The 16,233-nt window shown below is 50.7% G+C and carries 17 protein-coding genes; 10 read left to right on the forward strand and 7 right to left on the reverse strand.

Annotated features, from left to right (window positions below):
• Nucleotides 1-1,753, reverse strand: a 1,753-nt coding sequence (locus tag ACYZYZ_RS04630; protein ID WP_461483427.1) for an insulinase family protein, incomplete at its 3' end; no start/stop codon positions are given.
• Nucleotides 1,754-1,910: 157 nt separating this feature from the next.
• Here ACYZYZ_RS04630 and ACYZYZ_RS04635 point away from each other — a divergent pair.
• Nucleotides 1,911-2,330 (forward strand): bacteriohemerythrin, encoded by a 420-nt coding sequence (locus ACYZYZ_RS04635; protein ID WP_461483428.1) that lies wholly within the window; start codon nucleotides 1,911-1,913, stop codon nucleotides 2,328-2,330.
• Here ACYZYZ_RS04635 and ACYZYZ_RS04640 read toward each other — a convergent pair.
• Complete coding sequence (locus tag ACYZYZ_RS04640; protein WP_461483429.1) at nucleotides 2,327-3,289, reverse strand: AEC family transporter; 963 nt, start codon at nucleotides 3,287-3,289, stop codon at nucleotides 2,327-2,329. The genes ACYZYZ_RS04635 and ACYZYZ_RS04640 overlap by 4 nt on opposite strands.
• A gap of 355 nt (nucleotides 3,290-3,644) precedes the next feature.
• On the opposite strand from ACYZYZ_RS04640, the gene ACYZYZ_RS04645 reads away from it, so the two are divergent.
• The 3 genes from ACYZYZ_RS04645 to ACYZYZ_RS04655 all read left to right on the forward strand — a co-directional run bounded on the left by ACYZYZ_RS04645 (nucleotide 3,645) and on the right by ACYZYZ_RS04655 (nucleotide 5,880).
• Nucleotides 3,645-4,565, forward strand: coding sequence for a DMT family transporter (locus ACYZYZ_RS04645; protein WP_461483430.1), 921 nt, complete (start codon nucleotides 3,645-3,647; stop codon nucleotides 4,563-4,565).
• Nucleotides 4,566-4,899: 334 nt separating this feature from the next.
• Nucleotides 4,900-5,088: a DUF2158 domain-containing protein gene (locus ACYZYZ_RS04650; protein ID WP_461483431.1), complete on the forward strand. Its 189-nt coding sequence runs from the start codon at nucleotides 4,900-4,902 to the stop codon at nucleotides 5,086-5,088.
• Between the two features lie 12 nt (nucleotides 5,089-5,100).
• Nucleotides 5,101-5,880 carry a putative phage abortive infection protein gene (locus ACYZYZ_RS04655; protein WP_461483432.1) on the forward strand — a complete coding sequence of 260 codons (780 nt, stop codon included), beginning with the start codon at nucleotides 5,101-5,103 and terminating at the stop codon, nucleotides 5,878-5,880.
• Nucleotides 5,881-6,011: 131 nt separating this feature from the next.
• Here ACYZYZ_RS04655 and ACYZYZ_RS04660 read toward each other — a convergent pair whose 3' ends face one another.
• The gene (locus tag ACYZYZ_RS04660) at nucleotides 6,012-6,488 is read right to left on the reverse strand and encodes a macro domain-containing protein (RefSeq protein WP_461483433.1); all 477 of its coding nucleotides are present in this window, start codon (nucleotides 6,486-6,488) and stop codon (nucleotides 6,012-6,014) included.
• 249 nt (nucleotides 6,489-6,737) lie between these two features.
• Here ACYZYZ_RS04660 and ACYZYZ_RS04665 point away from each other — a divergent pair, with 249 nt between their 5' ends.
• A complete protein-coding gene (locus tag ACYZYZ_RS04665) occupies nucleotides 6,738-7,001 on the forward strand; it encodes a hypothetical protein (protein WP_461483434.1) in 264 nt (87 codons plus the stop codon).
• A gap of 75 nt (nucleotides 7,002-7,076) precedes the next feature.
• Here the strand turns inward: ACYZYZ_RS04665 and ACYZYZ_RS04670 are convergent, their stop codons facing one another.
• Nucleotides 7,077-7,979, reverse strand: coding sequence for an AraC family transcriptional regulator (locus tag ACYZYZ_RS04670; RefSeq protein WP_461483435.1), 903 nt, complete (start codon nucleotides 7,977-7,979; stop codon nucleotides 7,077-7,079).
• Between the two features lie 327 nt (nucleotides 7,980-8,306).
• On the opposite strand from ACYZYZ_RS04670, the gene ACYZYZ_RS04675 reads away from it, so the two are divergent.
• Both ACYZYZ_RS04675 and acmB read left to right on the forward strand, forming a co-directional pair.
• Nucleotides 8,307-9,947 (forward strand): flavin-containing monooxygenase, encoded by a 1,641-nt coding sequence (locus ACYZYZ_RS04675; RefSeq protein WP_461483436.1) that lies wholly within the window; start codon nucleotides 8,307-8,309, stop codon nucleotides 9,945-9,947.
• A gap of 150 nt (nucleotides 9,948-10,097) precedes the next feature.
• Nucleotides 10,098-11,282: a methyl acetate hydrolase AcmB gene (gene acmB, locus ACYZYZ_RS04680; protein WP_461483437.1), complete on the forward strand. Its 1,185-nt coding sequence runs from the start codon at nucleotides 10,098-10,100 to the stop codon at nucleotides 11,280-11,282.
• A 115-nt stretch (nucleotides 11,283-11,397) separates the two neighbouring features.
• Here acmB and ACYZYZ_RS04685 read toward each other — a convergent pair whose 3' ends face one another.
• Nucleotides 11,398-12,288, reverse strand: coding sequence for a sulfurtransferase (locus ACYZYZ_RS04685; protein WP_461483438.1), 891 nt, complete (start codon nucleotides 12,286-12,288; stop codon nucleotides 11,398-11,400).
• Nucleotides 12,289-12,498: 210 nt separating this feature from the next.
• Here ACYZYZ_RS04685 and ACYZYZ_RS04690 point away from each other — a divergent pair, with 210 nt between their 5' ends.
• Nucleotides 12,499-12,915 carry a hypothetical protein gene (locus ACYZYZ_RS04690; protein WP_461483439.1) on the forward strand — a complete coding sequence of 139 codons (417 nt, stop codon included), beginning with the start codon at nucleotides 12,499-12,501 and terminating at the stop codon, nucleotides 12,913-12,915.
• 82 nt (nucleotides 12,916-12,997) lie between these two features.
• Here ACYZYZ_RS04690 and ACYZYZ_RS04695 read toward each other — a convergent pair whose 3' ends face one another.
• On the reverse strand, nucleotides 12,998-13,192 hold the full coding sequence (locus ACYZYZ_RS04695) for a YgaP family membrane protein (RefSeq protein ID WP_461483440.1): 195 nt from the start codon (nucleotides 13,190-13,192) through the stop codon (nucleotides 12,998-13,000).
• A 348-nt stretch (nucleotides 13,193-13,540) separates the two neighbouring features.
• Between ACYZYZ_RS04695 and ACYZYZ_RS04700 the strand changes: the two genes are divergently transcribed.
• Both ACYZYZ_RS04700 and ACYZYZ_RS04705 read left to right on the forward strand, forming a co-directional pair.
• Nucleotides 13,541-13,900 carry a hypothetical protein gene (locus ACYZYZ_RS04700; RefSeq protein ID WP_461483441.1) on the forward strand — a complete coding sequence of 120 codons (360 nt, stop codon included), beginning with the start codon at nucleotides 13,541-13,543 and terminating at the stop codon, nucleotides 13,898-13,900.
• 218 nt (nucleotides 13,901-14,118) lie between these two features.
• Nucleotides 14,119-14,769: a DUF502 domain-containing protein gene (locus ACYZYZ_RS04705; RefSeq protein ID WP_461483442.1), complete on the forward strand. Its 651-nt coding sequence runs from the start codon at nucleotides 14,119-14,121 to the stop codon at nucleotides 14,767-14,769.
• A gap of 4 nt (nucleotides 14,770-14,773) precedes the next feature.
• Here the strand turns inward: ACYZYZ_RS04705 and mnmC1 are convergent.
• On the reverse strand, nucleotides 14,774-16,233 hold a 1,460-nt coding region (gene mnmC1 / locus ACYZYZ_RS04710; protein ID WP_461483443.1), incomplete at its 5' end, for an FAD-dependent 5-carboxymethylaminomethyl-2-thiouridine(34) oxidoreductase MnmC1.

Here is a 16,233-nt window from a genome sequence, read left to right on the forward strand (position 1 = left end):
ATTCGGTGAGGCTCTGGCAGTAAATGGGCAGTAAATCCAACTGTTCATTACTAAAAGTCGGTAGCGAAAGAATGACCTGCTGGTACACCAACCCATTGGTACCAGCGCTGTAGCGGGTCAGAGGCAGGGGGCTGGTTTGTCGATCTGTGGCCGACACATAGGCCATTTCCGGGGGGACATCTTCCAGACCTACCTTGGGCAAGATGGATTCGTCGTCCTTTTTCTCTTGCCGCTGTTTTAGGGCCTCGGCACGCGCCACGATCGCCTGTTTACCCTCTGCATCAAGTTTGTTCTTGATGGCCGCCAGCTTTTCCGCTTCCAGCGCTTCCCGTTGCGCTGACAGTTGAGTATCGGGAGACATGGTGAGACGCACCCGATGCAAATTGTCCAGCAACAGCCGGCGGGTGAGCTGTTTGATGTATTCCGGGTCCTGAATATTGGTGCGTAGTTTCTCCAGTACCGGGTCCAGGTTCAGCAGGGCGATAGGATCACCCCGGTGGGTGGCACTGGTGAGCGACGTGAGGATCAGTTGCAGGCCGTAGGGGTAGCTGTCGCCGCCAATTTCCCGCTGCTGCAATTCCAGTTGATGCAGGGAGGCTTCCAGTTGCTCCTGGGGTATACCGTTTTCAGCAACATCCCGTAAAACATCCAGCACCAGCTTTTCGAGGTCGTCGGCACGATTGCTTTCGCTGCCCTCAATACCACACAGGAAACAAAGCTCCCGCTGGGAATCATCCAATCCGCACATAGGGGAGGGGGAGGTGCCGAGAGAAGTGGTTTCCAGCGCCCTCTGCAAAGGGGAAGCGCTGTTATCCAGTAGCACACTGCACAGCAGGTGCGCTTCCATGCTGGCCTCCAGATCGGTAGCTTTGCCCAGCAGCCAGCCCATGACAATATGGGTTTTCTCGTCGGCGCTGCCTTCCTCGTTAAAGGCATAGGGCTGCTCTACGGTGAGCGGTTCCCGGTAACGCTGTTCATCGGGTACAGCAATATGCACGTCGAGCTTGTCGAACCGGCTCAACGCCTTGTCTTCAAAGCTTTCCTGTAACTCTGCCGCCGGAATATCCCCAAAGGTCATGAAAATAGCGTTGGACGGGTGGTAGTGGGTTTTATAAAAGCTTTTCAGTTGCTCGTAGGTCAGGTCGGGAATACAGGCAGGATCACCACCACTGTTGTAGTGATAGGTGGTGGTGGGATACAGGTATTCGCACATGGTGTGCCACAGGGTGGAAGAGACCGAACTCATGGCCCCCTTCATCTCGTTGTAGACCACGCCCTTGTAGACCAGTGGTGAGTCGGGGTTTTCCGGCTCGGCAAATTCCACCCGGTGGCCTTCCTGGCAGAAGTCCAGCTCATCCAGGCGGGAGAAGAACACTGCGTCCAGGTAAACATCGAGCAGGTTGTTGAAATCCTTGCGGTTCTGGCTGGCAAACGGATAGGCGGTCCAGTCGGAACTGGTAAAGGCGTTCATAAAGGTGTTGAGGGAGCGCCTGATCATCATAAAAAACGGGTCGCGCACCGGGTATTTCTCGCTGCCACAAAGAGCCGTGTGTTCGAGAATATGGGCGACACCGGTTGAGTCATGGGGCACCGTGCGCAAGGCCACCAGAAACACGTTTTCCGGGTTGTCGGTGCTGATATGGATGTGTTGGGCGCCGGTTTTGCGATGGCGGTATTCCGCCACATCAATGTTTAGTGACTCCACACGCTCGCTGCGCAGAAATTCGAAGGCAGGGTGTGCCTGTGCACTCATAGAAGACCTCAATCGGGTGTTTGGGTAAAAAAGTTATTCTACCTTTGGGCTGGAAGGTTAGCCATGTTACAGGGAATGCAATCCGAGTTGATTTTCATCATCTCGAGACACACCGTTTTCGTGTAGGTTGAAACTCCAACGTTGGAGGGTGCTTGCTATGCTCGATCATCACAACATTCCCAAAGTAGACCTTTCTTTCCTGAATCGTGACCATCAGGAAGCTCTGGATATCAGTAACCACCTGGAAGTCTTGCTCAGTGAGGGTTCGCCTCTGGACCATGCCGAGAAAATAGAGCGGGAATTTGCCAAATTACTGGATCACCACATCGTGCATTTTGAACATGAAGACCGGGAAATGGAGAAATACGGCTTTCCCGCTTACGAATTGCATGTGGCCGAGCACCGTCATGTGCTTGAAGACATGGGTAAAGAACTGGGGTATTGGCGAAGTCACCGGGATGTGGCGCGTCTGAAAGACTACCTGCTCACGGAATTCCCGCGTTGGTTGATGAACCACCTGGTCAACAGAGATACGGTTAGCGCCACCTACATGAGCCGGGTTGCCCATATCGGCTAAACCAGACCGAGGACCTTCAGGGTCAGAAGGCCACCGGTGACGGTCACAATCCCCAGCAGGGTGGACAGTACCACCATATTAGCGGCCAGTTCGCCGTTGCCTCCCATGGCCCGCACCTGAATAAAACTCGCCACGGCCGTGGGAGATGAGGTCAGGAAAAACAGAATGCCCATCGCCATCCCCTCAACGCCCAGCCAGGCAGCAGTGCTAACAATCAGCACCGGCATCGCCACCAACTTCAGCAGCGCAGCACCCAATGTACTGGCCCCGGAGTGGGACAGCGCACTCAGGTTCATGGAGGCGCCGATACACAGCAGCGCCAGTGGCAACGTCATCTGAGCAAAATAATTGCCGGTGTCCTCCAGCAATTTAGGCAGCGGCAGGCCGCTGAACTTCATCATAAAGCCCAGCACAATGCTGATCAGCAGCGGGTTGCGCAGGGTATTGCGAATCATGCGTCGCAGGGGTGATTGGCCATCGCCGCTTTGCAACGGGTTCAGCGCCACGACCGCCAGCACGTTGTAGAGCACCGTCAACAGGGCGATGGGTACCGCTGCTGTCGCCAGTCCCACCTGTCCGTATGCGTTGTTGCAGAAGGCCAGGCCGATAACTGCCAGATTGCCCCGAAAAGCCCCCTGCACAAAAATGCCCTGTTCCGCACTGTTGCTGGTCAGCCACTTGCCCACTGGCCAGGACAGGGCAAACAGCAACAGGGTGAGCGGCACCGCCACCAGCAGTGGTAGCCCCATATCAAAATTGCTCAGGTCCGCCCGGTAAATACTCAGGAACAACACCACCGGTAGTCCGACATTGAACACCAGATTGGAGGCGGGTTTGACAAACTCGTGGGGCACCTGGCCGATGCGCTTCAGGAACAGCCCCAACAGCACTACCAGGAAAATCGGGCCGGTAATGGACAGGGCAAAGGCGAGCAGGGCAATGGGGGTGGATTCGTTCATAACAGCGGGTCGAAAAAACAGGTCGCCATCATACCAGCCCGCCCGGATGGAAAATATGTCCGGTTTATTACCGCGCCAACGTTATTTTTTGGCATTTTCGCTTGTTCGTTCAGGAGTTGTACGGGTATAGTTTCCCGACATTAACTCAACCATCGAATATTATTATGTGTCTGTTTTTCGCCAAACCAGTCGTAGCCATGCCAGTGCGAGCACTGCGCTGGATGCGTCCCTGTGCGGCGGAAAAATGAGTTAGTAGAACTTTTATTTTTTCAAAGGCCGCAGATAACTCCTCTGCGGCCTTTTTCGTTTTTGGCTCCAGATTGAGGAATAGCGGCACGGTTTCGGGAGAATACCCATGCGGGTACAACTAGCCTATTTGCTGGTGATCATGATCTGGGCCACCACGCCCCTGTCGATCAAACTGGGCGGGCAATCCTTCAGCCCCATGGCGGGCCTCAGCCTGCGGATTGTGCTCGCCGTTCTGGTGGGCAGTGCCATCTGCACGATCCTCGGCTATGCCGGTCTGAATATTCGTCGCCACTGGAAGCTCTATGCCGTGGCGTCCCTCGGTATTTTCCCCAACATGGCGCTTGTGTACATGGCGGCGGACTACATCTCCTCCGGCCTGATCTCACTGATGTTCGGTCTTACGCCATTTTTTACGGCGGTGTTAACACGCCCAATTCTGGGGGAAAGCGCGCTGCAGCCGCGCAAGCTGCTGGCCATCGCCTTGGCTCTGGTTGGCCTGGTGTTTATCTTTTTTGATCGGGCCAGAATGGGCGAAAACGGCGCTATCGGCATCGGCCTGATGCTGTTGTCCAATGTCGTGTTTTCCTCCAGTTCTCTGCTGGTGAAAAAATTCAACAGAACCATGACCGTGCCGCCAATGGAGCAGGCCCTGGGGTCCATGGCATTTTCCCTGCCGGGGTTGCTGATTACCTGGGTGGCGATTACCGGTATCGACCCTATCCAATACACACCGATAGGGTTGGCATCGCTGTTGTACCTGTCATTGTTCGCCTCACTGGTGGGCTTTGCCGCCTATTACTACATCCTCAACCACATGGCGGTGGAAACCGTGTCGCTGATACCGCTAATCACCCCGATTCTGGCAATGCTGCTCGGCGTCTGGGCGGTTGATGAAGTCGTTACCCTGACCATGCTGGCGGGGGCGGGGCTGATTCTGGCAGCGCTGGTGATTCACCAGAAATTGTGGGTGTTATTGGCGAGGGGCAAAAAACCGCAAGCAGATAGAGAACAGGCTGTGGAGTACTGAGCAGACTTCCTGCATGGCACTCAATCAGGGACTTTTTTAGCAGTGGAAGTTATGGCTTAATCAGGAGCAGACCAAAGGAATGGTGACTCCCTCCTTGAAAAAAATCAGCAGAAAGCCTGTCCACCATCCCTCTCTTTTTTTGGTCACACAGTAAATAATTGCCCTGATAATTGATTGGTCAATAGAGCTGAAAACACTTTTTATATTTTAATCAGTCAGTTAGGTTTTTTTGGGTTGCCCCGATAACTTGTTATAAGGGCGCCCCGATAATAATGATTATGAGGCCGAAGGCCTCATTAACAGACTGTTATGTGATTAATTAAGGATCATGCTTATGCGAAATTTCAAAAAAGGTGACACAGTAATGATAAAAAGTGGTGGCCCAATTATGACGATACAAGATCTAGGAGATTATTCTTTGTCTTGTGGAATTGAGAATGGTGCTATGTGTATTTGGTTCATAGACCAGAAACCTATGGAAAAAGTTTTTGATTTAGACACACTAGAACTTTATGAAAGCTGAAAGAAAACTTAAATGAAAAAGGTTGTTATATTAATAGTTATAGCTGTAATAGGAGCTTGGGTTTCTACATATTTCCTTTTACATAATGAACCTGATCGCGGCACATTCGGAGATATGCTTGGGGGCCTCAATGCCTTATTTTCTGGCTTCGCTTTCGTTGGTGTTATTTATGCAATCATGCTTCAAAGCAAAGAGCTTTTTTTGCAGCGTAATGAGCTTGAGTTAACTAGAAACGAACTAGCAGGGCAGAAGGAGCAATTAGAGGCGCAAAACAAAACACTTAAAAAGCAAAATTTTGAAAATACTTTTTTTGCACTTTTAAAGATCCAAAATGAGATTACTGGAGCGATTGACTTAATTGACGGAAATAATCGTGTAACAAAAGGTAGAGATTGCTTTCAAATCTTCTACAAAAGATTCTCCACACTATGGAATCGCAAAGCATCATCCTTAGACGGTGATAGCGAACAAGAACGCATTAATAAAACTTACATGAATTTCTTTAGAGGCCACGAGTCTGAATTTGGTCATTATTTTAGAAGCCTTTACAACATCATAAAATTTATTGACCAAAGCGATATTGAAGACAAGCGGCTATATACAAATCTAGTACGCGCTCAGCTTTCAAGCTTTGAGCAAGCGTTGCTGTTTTACAATTCATTAAGTGAATTGGGTGTCGATAAATTTAAGCCATTGATTGAGAGATATTCATTATTAAAAACTGTTCCAAGAAATGAATTATTAAACCCAGACGAGCACCTCAAGCTTTATGAGCCTGAAGCATATTCATAAAAATCACATAACAAGCGGGTCAAACATGGACGCTGATTGCTTCATTCAACTAGGTGCTTGCCTACGGCCATTGTCGCACCCAGCCTCACTCTCGCAATCGCGCCATTTACCCGAACGTTAATAATTACCTGTCAGACCGTCTCCCCAGCCACATAAGTCTCATAAACCTCAATCTTGGCACCACAGTCGCCCAAGTGATTCTCAATCAGGGGTTTGACGTCATCCCAGTTGAGTCCACCGACACCGGTGGCCAGTTTGGGTAGGGCGACGCTGGTCACACGCTCTTTTTCGATTTCCTGGCGCAGTGCGCGCAGGCTGTGATTGACATGGGGCAGGCTGGATTTGCCCGGTTTTTCCCCATGGCCGTAGGCAGCTTCCTGGGTCAACAGTGCCGCAATACGTGTACCTCCGGCCCCGGCCCATACCCAGACTTGCCCTGATTTCGGGTGGCTTACTTGGCAGAAATGGCGGAAGTCCTTGTACATGGCTGGCCAATGTTCTCTAAGCGAAAGCGCCAGCCCCTGGCCGAAGTTGTCATTGGGTGCCACGCTGTGGGCAATCAGTTGTGCTTTGCTCAGAAGGATGTCGCCTTTTACGTAATTGATCATTCATTTACTCCTGGTTGATGGTTCTCTCTTTCCATAGTGCGCCTCCCCAAGAGCGACCTTATTGACCTGGATCAGACGCGCCTATTAGTACAGGGTCATGAGTGCACGCGATGTCTTCAGAGTATTTTTTCCCCACATCGTAAATGTTGTATTCTGGTGGCTTCCCTGAAAGGTGGCGTGACTGGCTGAAGCCTGATGCCCGCATCATGGGGCATGGCCAGGGCGCTGATAGTTGAGAAGGTTTAAACAATGGTTCCACCCACACCGGAACAGCCGGCGGAAGATTCTGCCGAAGCCAGAGATAAAAAATATAACGAGCTGCTGGAGAGCTTTTTAAACGACGAGAAGAATGCCGCTCTCGCCAAGCACCCGGAGTTGCGCGCTGCTTACAAGGCTCAGGAAGTTTACGAAATCTATTTTCTGAAGGGCGCTACGGATGAAGTGGGGCTGGTCGAACTGAAAAAGAAAATTGGTAAAAAAATTATTGGTGAATTGATCTATGGCAATAGCTAAGAGAGCCCATAGAGTGAATCGGTAAATAATAAGGACTCCATGGTGTTTTTTTATGGTTCTTATACGTCAAGCCGGTCAGAGTGACTGGCGACGATAACTCGCTGGTGTCACTCCGAATCTGGTACGGAATGCGCGGGTCAGATGTGGTTGGTCGGAAAAACCGCATTCGGTCGCTATCTGCTTTAGCGGAGTATCGCTGCCACGAATCAGCTGGCTTGCTCTCTGAAGTCGGCAGTCCTGAACAAATGCGTAGGCTGATTGATCAAGTGTACGTTTTAAATAACGATTAAAGGTCCATACACCCATGCTAAACAGACCTGCAAGCTGTTCCAGTGTGAGGGCTTCACCCAAATTTGCTTCTACGAACTCACGGAGCAATTTTATATCAGCTCGTGTGAGCATCCCCGGGCAATTGCGTTGTTTAAAGTTACAGGTGGCGTAGTTTCGCAGTAGATGAACACCCAGCTGTATTGATAGGGCTTCTACATAAATAGAGGATCCCTGGCCTCCTTCAGCTGCTTCCAGGGTAATTTGATTGGCTAAATGGCTGACCACATCATCCTGGCCCCGCAACACGTCGTGCAGGGCTATCTCTCCAACTTCACGACCTTCCATTTCAGAAGCGAGCTTGCGCATCATTTCGTCTTTCAGGTAGATATGCGATACGACGATATCTTCTTGCCAGTTCCAATGGCTGTCTTCGCCAAAGGTTTGCAGTGTGAAGTCGCCAGGTGCGCAGTGGGTGCGAGTCAAACGATTCCCAAACTTCCGCTCCATAGGCGTATCGCCCTGAAGGTATTGGACTAACAGAAACCTGTCCATTCCCGGGATGGGAACACTTTGACCATGGAACTCATAGGTGATTTGTTCAATATCACTCCATCCCGGACCACTACCTTTTGATAGTACTTTTCCAGGAACCCACCTTGGGAGTTCTTCAGGTGTTATGAGTTTATGAGACTGTCCGGATATATTCATTATTATTCAAATAGTTATCGTGGTTTCTAGCTTGTCCCCTCCCTGGCCCCATTGCGTGGGGTGTCGAAGCTAACCTTTATGTACCTTTTATTACTACAGGTTGGTGGTAGAGGTCAAGCTGTTCTGGGGTTCGGGCGACGGGCGTTCACCGTTAATCATGCCAATACTGTTCAAGTAATAGCTCGATTCATTCAATACAACATAGCCTGTAGTTGTCATTCTCCACCAACAGACACTGGATGTCATAGTTCGACATAACGGGTAACGACCTGGTCGGTTAAGAGATATCCAGAAATATACGACATACCAAGTTTTGGGGGGTGCTTTATGCTTGACACAGCAGAAGACTGTAAAGCAGCAGTCGACAGTAAATATACAAGGCTCGATGCACTGGTTATCGGTGCCGGGATTGCTGGAATTTACCAGCTTTACCAACTCCGTGAATTGGATCTTGACGTCATGTGCGTTGACTCCGCCCCAGACGTGGGCGGGACCTGGTACTGGAACCGGTATCCGGGGGCTAGATTGGATTCAGATGGCCCGCTATACCAGTATATTTTTTCTGAAGAGTTGTACAAAGACTGGAGCTGGAGCGAGCGTTTTCCAGGTCAGGAGGAAATCGAAAAATGGACGCATTATGTGGTGGACAAGCTTGATCTCCGAAAGGACATGCAGTTCAAAACCACAGTAGAGAGAGCATTCTTTGATGAGCTGACAAAGCGCTGGATAGTCGTCACTACCGAGGGAGAAATTTTCGATACCCTCTATCTGATTACCTGTTGTGGCATGTTGTCAGCGCCCATGACAGATGTCTTCCATGGCCAGGAAACCTTCAAGGGAAATATTTTTCATACAGCCCGCTGGCCTCAGGACGGTGTTGAATTGGAAGGCAAGCGAGTGGGCGTTATTGGTATCGGCGCCACGGGAATTCAGGTGATCCAGACCATCGCTGACAAGGTGGAAAAGCTCAAGGTTTTTGTCAGGACGCCTCAATATATTCTTCCCATGAAGAACCCTAAATATGATGAAGAAGATGTCGCTGCCTATAAATCCCGCTTTGATGAAATTCAAAAAGTAATACCCCATACATTCGCCGGAGTAGATTACGATTTGCCCTTCAGGTGGCATGATTGCACGCCAGAACAGCGTGCCCAATTACTCGAAGATATCTACCAGGACGGGTCGCTAAAAATGTGGCTTGGCTCCTTTGCCGAGATGTATTTCGATAAGGATGTCAGCGAGGAAGTGTCGGAATTTATTCGTGGGAAAATGCGCGAGCGTCTCAAAGATCCAAAACTGATCGAGATGTTGGTGCCTAGCGACTATGGCTTTGGAATCCGCCGTGTCCCCCTGGAAACCAATTATCTGGAAACTTATCACCGTCCGAATGTCGAGGCCGTGAGCGTCAAGGACAACCCCATCGTCGAGGTGGTGCCAGAGGGAATAAAGCTGGCAGACGGTACCGTTCACGAGCTGGATATCATTGTTATGGCCACAGGGTTTGATGCCGGTTCGGGAGCACTTACCAGAATGGATATTCGGGGTCGAGAAGGCCGTAGCCTTACTGATGACTGGAGTCGTGATATCCGCACAACAATGGGACTAATGATCCACGGTTACCCTAACCTGTTCACCACCGCTGTGCCCCTCGCGCCTTCAGCGGCCCTCTGTAACATGACGACATGTCTGCAGCAGCAAACCGAATGGATTGCCGATTGTATCCACTATCTGGAGGATAACGGCCTGTCCTATATAGAGCCCGATGAAAATACAGAGTCTGCCTGGGTTGAACATCATGACGAAACGGCTAATGCCAACCTTATTTCCAAAACCGAGTCCTGGTATCTGGGCGCGAATGTGCCCGGCAAGCCAAGGCGTGTTTTGTCCTATACCGGGGGTGTTGGCACCTACCGCAAGAAATGTAGCGAAGTTGCAGAAGCGGGATACCCGGGGTTTACAAAGCGTTGAAGACAAGCTGTTTCGTGGGAAACCCATACAGTTGGGTAGGGTGCTATATCCAGCCCAAACAGTAATTTCATGGTTTTGTCTGGCTTGAGAGTCCAGCGCCAAAAATAATGCAGATAAAACGACTAAAGCCTGCTTGTAAGGAGAAAGGGAATGAATGACCAATTCAATGCCGATGACATTCTAAAAGGCGCTACTGAGTTCCCGTTGAGGGTGCCCGGGGTTGTTGCCATGGTCACCGACAGGCAGCGAAATATATATGAAGGAGCAGCAGGAAAACGCAGCATGGATGGTGATGCGGACATGACTCTCGATACAGTTTTTGGTCATTTTTCGACGACAAAGGCTTTTACAGCCACAGCAGCCTTGCAATTGTTAGAGGAAGGCCTGCTCGACCTGGATGCTCCTGCCGAGCAATACGTTCCAGATATTGGGAAATTGGCCGTTATAGAAGGGTTTGATGTGAAGGGTGACCCTGTCTATCGCCCGCCAAAACGTAAGATCACCACGCGCATGTTGCTGCTCCACCAAGCCGGATTCGGTTACGAATTCTTTAGTAAAGTTTATAGCAGGCTCGTTGCTGAGAACGGTCAACAGAGTGTGATCAGTGGGACAAAAGCCTCACTGATGGCGCCATTATTGTTTGACCCCGGCGAGGAGTGGAACTACGGAATCAATCTGGACTGGTGTGGCCAGGTGATTGAAGGTATCACGGGGAAGCGCTTGGGTGATGTGTTCAGGACGCGCCTTTTTGAGCCTCTTGGCATCCAGAGTATGACCTTTGAACTTAACGATAGCCTGCGTCAGAAGCTCGCTGTCATGCATGTGCGCGAGGCTGATGGGTCACTTACCCCGATAGATTTCGAACTGCCGGATCAGCCGGAAGTACACATGGGGGGGCATGGTCTCTACGGTACGGTGGGCGATTATATGCGTTTTATCCGGATGTGGCTGAATGATGGCATGGGTGAGAATGGACGTGTTCTCAAGGCCGACACTGTGGCAATGGCAGCCCAAAATCAGTTGGGCGATATGAAGATCACGCCGTTGATAAGTTCAGACTCGACATTGAGCAACGACGCTGAGTTTTTTCCCGGACAACCGAAATCCTGGTCTTTTAATTTTATGGTCAATGATGAGGTGGCTCCCTCTGGTCGACCAGCGGGTTCTTTGGGCTGGGCCGGGTTGGCGAATCTGTTTTATTGGATTGATCGAAAAAATGGTTTTGGGGGATTCTGGGCAACACAAATTCTTCCATTTGGCGACCCCGTATCCTTCCCCGGGTATCTGAAATTTGAGACAGCTTTCCACCATTGGTTAAAAGCTTCGGGAGACTAGGGAATTAATTTTCCTGATTCTCCTGAAATTCCTGACAAATCACTAAGGTTTGTCAGGAATTCTTCATCCCTCCGGGCACTTCGGTAAGCAGAAAAATTGCGAGAGGATGATACTTCTAGGGTTCAATGCCAAGTTTTAATGGCAGCTTTTCATCAAGCACCCATTCATTCATTGAACCATCGTAAACTGCAACATTATCCTGGCCGCACAACGCCATGGCCATGCAGTCAATGGTTGCAGATATACCCCCACCACAGTAGGCGATGACCTTATCCTTCTCCAAAACCCCACTCTGTGCAAACAGCGGTCGTAATTCCTCTGGCTTGCGAAATTCTCCGGTACTGGCGTTGATGACTGCATCGTAGGGTACGCTGTAGCTTCCAGGTAGGTGGCCGGGCCTTCCATAACGGTTTAATTCTCCGGTATATACCTCATGAGGTAAGGCGTTCACCATGGTTGGATTTCCCGACTCTATTGCCTTCAGCATATCTTGTTTATTCACCCACATTTCAGGGCGTGGTGAGATGGATAAATATCCCACAGGATAACTGGAAGTTTCACTATTGGTAGGACGTTTTTCGTATTTCCACTTCTCCCAGCCTCCATCCAAAACGGCAACATTTTCAAAACCGATAGAGCGAAGCATCCACCATACCCTGGTGGCCCACATCTGGCTGCCCTTGCTGAAAAGAATGACGGCAGTGCCGTCGGCTATTCCCAGCTCTTTCACAGCACTGGCAAGAGATTCTGGAGTAGGCATCATAAACGGGATGCTTTGTTTCGAATCAAAAAGCCTGGTATTGATGTCGATGAAATGAGAGCCGGGAATATGCTCTTCTGCCCACTCGTTGTGAGCCGTTGCAGAGTCCAGGTTATAACCACCAAAACTGTTGCCTGAATCACCTTTGTATTCAACATAGAGTGTTACGTCATAAATTCTCAAACTTGATTCTTCTAGGTGATCTTCGAGCCAATCAGTTGATACGAGCGGTTTTGGTAATTGCATCTTCATCTCCATTTTCATTTATTGATAATAAATATGATCTGCTGGTAAATCCTGTTCTAGATAGCTTGAACTGTTTCCGGTTAAAAATCTTTAAAATTGTGATCGCTGCAGAATTCCCCTAGGCTGGGGATTGTGAAATACAAAAATAGTCTCTGCTATTTCCCGTATGGACGGCGGAAAATCAGGCTATAAATACATGGAGAATTTGTCATGAATGCGCTGGTTAAAAAATTTATTTCGGTATTCCTGGTTGTCGGTCTCACTGCGCAACTGACTGCGTGCGGAACCATTCTTTATCCCGAAAGAAAGGGCCAAAGTGCCGGCCGGCTTGATTCGGGTGTGGTTGTGCTGGACGCTATTGGGTTGCTGTTCTTTATTATTCCTGGGGTGATTGCATTTGCTGTTGATTTTAATAATGGCAGTATTTATCTCCCTGGCGGATCTGCCTCCCTCCATGGTGACGATCTCAATGTTGTCTCCATTGACGGTGAAATTACCAATGAAAAAATTGAGCAGGTGATTCTGGAAAAAACCGGAGAAATGGTCAGTTTGGACGACAGTGATGTGTCTTCCAGTGAAAAAACAGTGAGCTTGAGTGCACTAAAAACTCAAGTGCGTTTCCTGTAATTTTTTGGTGGTATTTAAAAGCAGCCAATAACCAGTAACAGGCGCAGATATTTTCTGCGCCTGTTTTTACCTGTATACGCACCTACTTTTTCTTCATGGGGCAGGTGCTCAGCCCCAGAATGCTGTACAGCGGACAATTGCTGATCAGCCCGGTAGCCAGGGGCACAATGCCAATCCACCCCCAGGGGGTTTGTGGGCCGACAAATACCAGGGCAATCAGTACCAGTCCCACCACAATGCGGATCGTGCGATCCACGGTGCCGACGTTTGCTTTCATAGTGTGATCCTCCTTATAACAGGGGTCAGTCTAGTTGGGTTGTCGCCTGGCGGCATTGACAACGGTCAATTTGAAGGATTTTTTTATTCTGGAATTTAGTGTTTACTGATTGGCTTAGACACTAATATGGTCATTTGTTCGTCATGATTCTGGCAACAGAATGAGGTGTGAGTGCGCATAATATTGTCGATTCCATATTTGGAATATTATCTGCAGGAATGAACAGTTGCAGTATCTGGCTTTGCGGCGCTGCCAGGCTTAGAAGTGTCGCGTTCAACCAATAGTTAGAGGTGTGAAATGAACAGAAGGGATTTCATTAGAGTGTCGGCGTTAGGTCTCACAGGGAGCATGCTTGTCCCCAAGAGTGTCCTCGCTTCGACAAAATCCGGTATGGCTGGTGGTGTGTATTACACCAAGGATGCACCCGGCCGCTGGAGCCAAAAAGTCGGCGGTCATATGCCAGTGGTTGAGGTCTCCGGAAAAACCGTGAAGGTGACTACGCCCCACGAAATGAGGGGTTACGAGCACTATATCGTCAAGCATATGGTGTTGGATGCGGACTACCAGTTTATCGCGGAAAAGATGTTTGATCCTTCCAAGGATAGTACCCCTTTCTCCGAGTACGAGTTGGCTGATTACAGCGGTAAGATTTACGTCCTCAGCGTGTGCAATAAACACGATACCTGGCTGGCCAGTGCCGAGGTGTAATTCTGGATAGACCTTCGGTGGAGTAGCGGTTAATCGGTACGACTCCACCGGAGGTTGTGTGTCCAGTTCATGCACTTAGTCACACAGAGTGCACAGTTTCAGTGACGATATTCGTTGCTGGCACAGCAGCCTAGAAGTGTTACGGCAATTCTGATTTGATAGGCATCAATTCAGGCGTTTGTCTGTGGCACCGCCGATACCTATTTTGAGGATAGACCATGCAACGTGTCCGATCATTTCTTACCCTGACAATTCTGGGTGGGTTGATGGTGGTGCTGCCCATCGCGCTGCTGGCGATGATCTTTGTATGGCTGTTTGGGGTCATTTCCGACCTTATTAGCCCGCTCACGGACCTATTGCAGCAGGAAACGGCGCTGAACGAGTTTGTGGCTTTCCTGTCAGTGCTGGGAATTATCCTGGGCGCATGTTTCGTGGTGGGGTTGCTGATCAAAACCCGTCTCGGTGGCTGGATGCACGGCCATCTGGATGGCTGGCTGGCAAAACTGGCGCCGGGTTATCGCACTATTCGTGAAATTGTTTCCCAGTTGCTGGGTGGTAGCAGCGAGGACAGCCTGCTCAAGGGGCAGGCGGCACTGGCTAGAATCTTCGGGCCGGATTCCCCAACCACCGTAACCGCTATTGTCACCAGTCGTCACCCCGATGGCGCTTTTACAGTGTTTGTGCCCACCGCGCCGATCCCGACGTCCGGCCTGACCTATCATCTGCCCGAAAACTGTGTGCAGTTGTTGCCACATGTGACAGTGGAAGAGGCCATGCGCACCATCATCTCTTGCGGTTCCGGCTCGGCTGAAATGCTCGAAAAAAATAACCGGGAAGCAAAGAAAAAGCTGGCGGATTACGAAGAGTAACCTTTTAGCACTTACCGCGTTTCATATCCCGAATAATAAACCGTCCCGGATGCACTGCCTGACGCAGCGGCAGTGACAGGGGGGGTACCTCCCCGCAAATCTCACTGGCAATCAATTCCGCGCACAACGGGGCATAGCTCATGCCTCGGGAGCCGTGGCCACAATTCAGGTATAGCCCCGGCCAGGCCGGGCCGGCAACGGGAATGTGGGAGCGCGCGTTTTTGCGCAATAGTGAGTAGCTTTCCAGGTATTCCTCAAATTTTGGCGCTGGCCCCGCAATGGGCAGGTAATCCGGTGTGGTGCAGCGGAAGGCGGCGCGGCCGGCAAGTTGTTCGGGGTGTGCGGAGGCAAACAGCGCCGCCGCCGTGGCATCGGTTTTTGCCAGTTGCTGCAAATTCGTTTGGTGGTCCTCTGTGCGGACGTCACGGCTGGTCTCGCCGATATTGTAGGTAGCGCCCAGAGTATGGATGCCGTTATTGGCGGGAGCCAAATAGCCCTCGCCACAGATGACGGTTTTCAGGTTGTTGCTATCCGTCGTGGCGGGTAGACAGCTGATCTGGCCGCGAATCTGTTTTAACGGTAGGTGGCTGGTCTGCTCGAAGAGGTTGCTGTGGTATGCCGTGGCGATAATTGTCACCGGCGCCTCTGCCACCGGGTTATCAGCATTATCCAGTGCCCGCCAGCATCCATCTTCACAGATAAGACGTTCAATGTGCGCGGTGCGCCTTTCAATCAGCGGGTGCTGTGCCAGTAACTCACAGGCTTCGGGTGGGTTGATCCAGCCCAGTTGCGGGAAAAACAGCCCCACTTCGGCGCTGAGGGCTATTCCTGCTACATCGCTCAGGGCTGTCCCCTTGACCAGCTGGACCAGTTGCGGGGGGAACTGCGTGGCAATTTCCTGAAATGTTTGCCGGTCCCGGTCTGATTCCGGCAGCACCAGCACCCCGCAACGGCTGCCGCCATTGTTCAGAAATTGTTGGTGATAGCGGCTGGCATGGAGCAGGGCCATCAGGCCGAACTGCGCCAGGGGGGAGTGCTTGTTGGACAGCTTGGGGTAAATGATACCTTGGGGATTACCGGAGCCTTCCTGAGCTAATTCTTTGTGTTGTTCGATCAGGGTGACAGGGATACCCCGTTCTGCCAAAGCTCTTGCTGATACACAGCCAGCAATACCGCCGCCCAGCACCAGGGCGGATTGCGGGCGGTTGATTTGGGGTGCCAGATACCAGGGCGGCTGGTATTTGGCATTGTAGGTCGCCGGTATCCAGTCTTTCTCAGTTGTTGGTTCAGTGATGGGTACTTCCATTTGCCCACAGAGCATGTCCCGTTTGTGGCCAAAGCCCTGCACTTTCTGTACCTCGAAACCGACGGCCTGCAAACCGCGGCGCACGATGCCGGCAGCGGTAAAGGTGCTGAAGGTAGTACCGGGTCCACTCAGGTCGGCAATGGCCTGAAACAGTTCGT

Source organism: Porticoccus sp. (genome assembly GCA_023261185.1).
Lineage (GTDB): Bacteria > Pseudomonadota > Gammaproteobacteria > Pseudomonadales > Porticoccaceae > Porticoccus > Porticoccus litoralis.

Excerpts from the sequence above, each read along its gene's own strand:
- ACYZYZ_RS04635 (WP_461483428.1), top strand. The coding sequence starts at position 1,911 with ATGCTCGATCATCACAACATTCCCAAAGTAGACCTTTCTTTCCTGAAT.
- ACYZYZ_RS04640 (WP_461483429.1), bottom strand. The coding sequence starts at position 3,289 with ATGAACGAATCCACCCCCATTGCCCTGCTCGCCTTTGCCCTGTCCATT.
- ACYZYZ_RS04645 (WP_461483430.1), top strand. The coding sequence starts at position 3,645 with ATGCGGGTACAACTAGCCTATTTGCTGGTGATCATGATCTGGGCCACC.
- ACYZYZ_RS04650 (WP_461483431.1), top strand. The coding sequence starts at position 4,900 with ATGCGAAATTTCAAAAAAGGTGACACAGTAATGATAAAAAGTGGTGGC.
- ACYZYZ_RS04655 (WP_461483432.1), top strand. The coding sequence starts at position 5,101 with ATGAAAAAGGTTGTTATATTAATAGTTATAGCTGTAATAGGAGCTTGG.
- ACYZYZ_RS04660 (WP_461483433.1), bottom strand. The coding sequence starts at position 6,488 with ATGATCAATTACGTAAAAGGCGACATCCTTCTGAGCAAAGCACAACTG.
- ACYZYZ_RS04665 (WP_461483434.1), top strand. The coding sequence starts at position 6,738 with ATGGTTCCACCCACACCGGAACAGCCGGCGGAAGATTCTGCCGAAGCC.
- ACYZYZ_RS04670 (WP_461483435.1), bottom strand. The coding sequence starts at position 7,979 with ATGAATATATCCGGACAGTCTCATAAACTCATAACACCTGAAGAACTC.
- ACYZYZ_RS04675 (WP_461483436.1), top strand. The coding sequence starts at position 8,307 with ATGCTTGACACAGCAGAAGACTGTAAAGCAGCAGTCGACAGTAAATAT.
- acmB (WP_461483437.1), top strand. The coding sequence starts at position 10,098 with ATGAATGACCAATTCAATGCCGATGACATTCTAAAAGGCGCTACTGAG.
- ACYZYZ_RS04685 (WP_461483438.1), bottom strand. The coding sequence starts at position 12,288 with ATGCAATTACCAAAACCGCTCGTATCAACTGATTGGCTCGAAGATCAC.
- ACYZYZ_RS04690 (WP_461483439.1), top strand. The coding sequence starts at position 12,499 with ATGAATGCGCTGGTTAAAAAATTTATTTCGGTATTCCTGGTTGTCGGT.
- ACYZYZ_RS04695 (WP_461483440.1), bottom strand. The coding sequence starts at position 13,192 with ATGAAAGCAAACGTCGGCACCGTGGATCGCACGATCCGCATTGTGGTG.
- ACYZYZ_RS04700 (WP_461483441.1), top strand. The coding sequence starts at position 13,541 with ATGCTTGTCCCCAAGAGTGTCCTCGCTTCGACAAAATCCGGTATGGCT.
- ACYZYZ_RS04705 (WP_461483442.1), top strand. The coding sequence starts at position 14,119 with ATGCAACGTGTCCGATCATTTCTTACCCTGACAATTCTGGGTGGGTTG.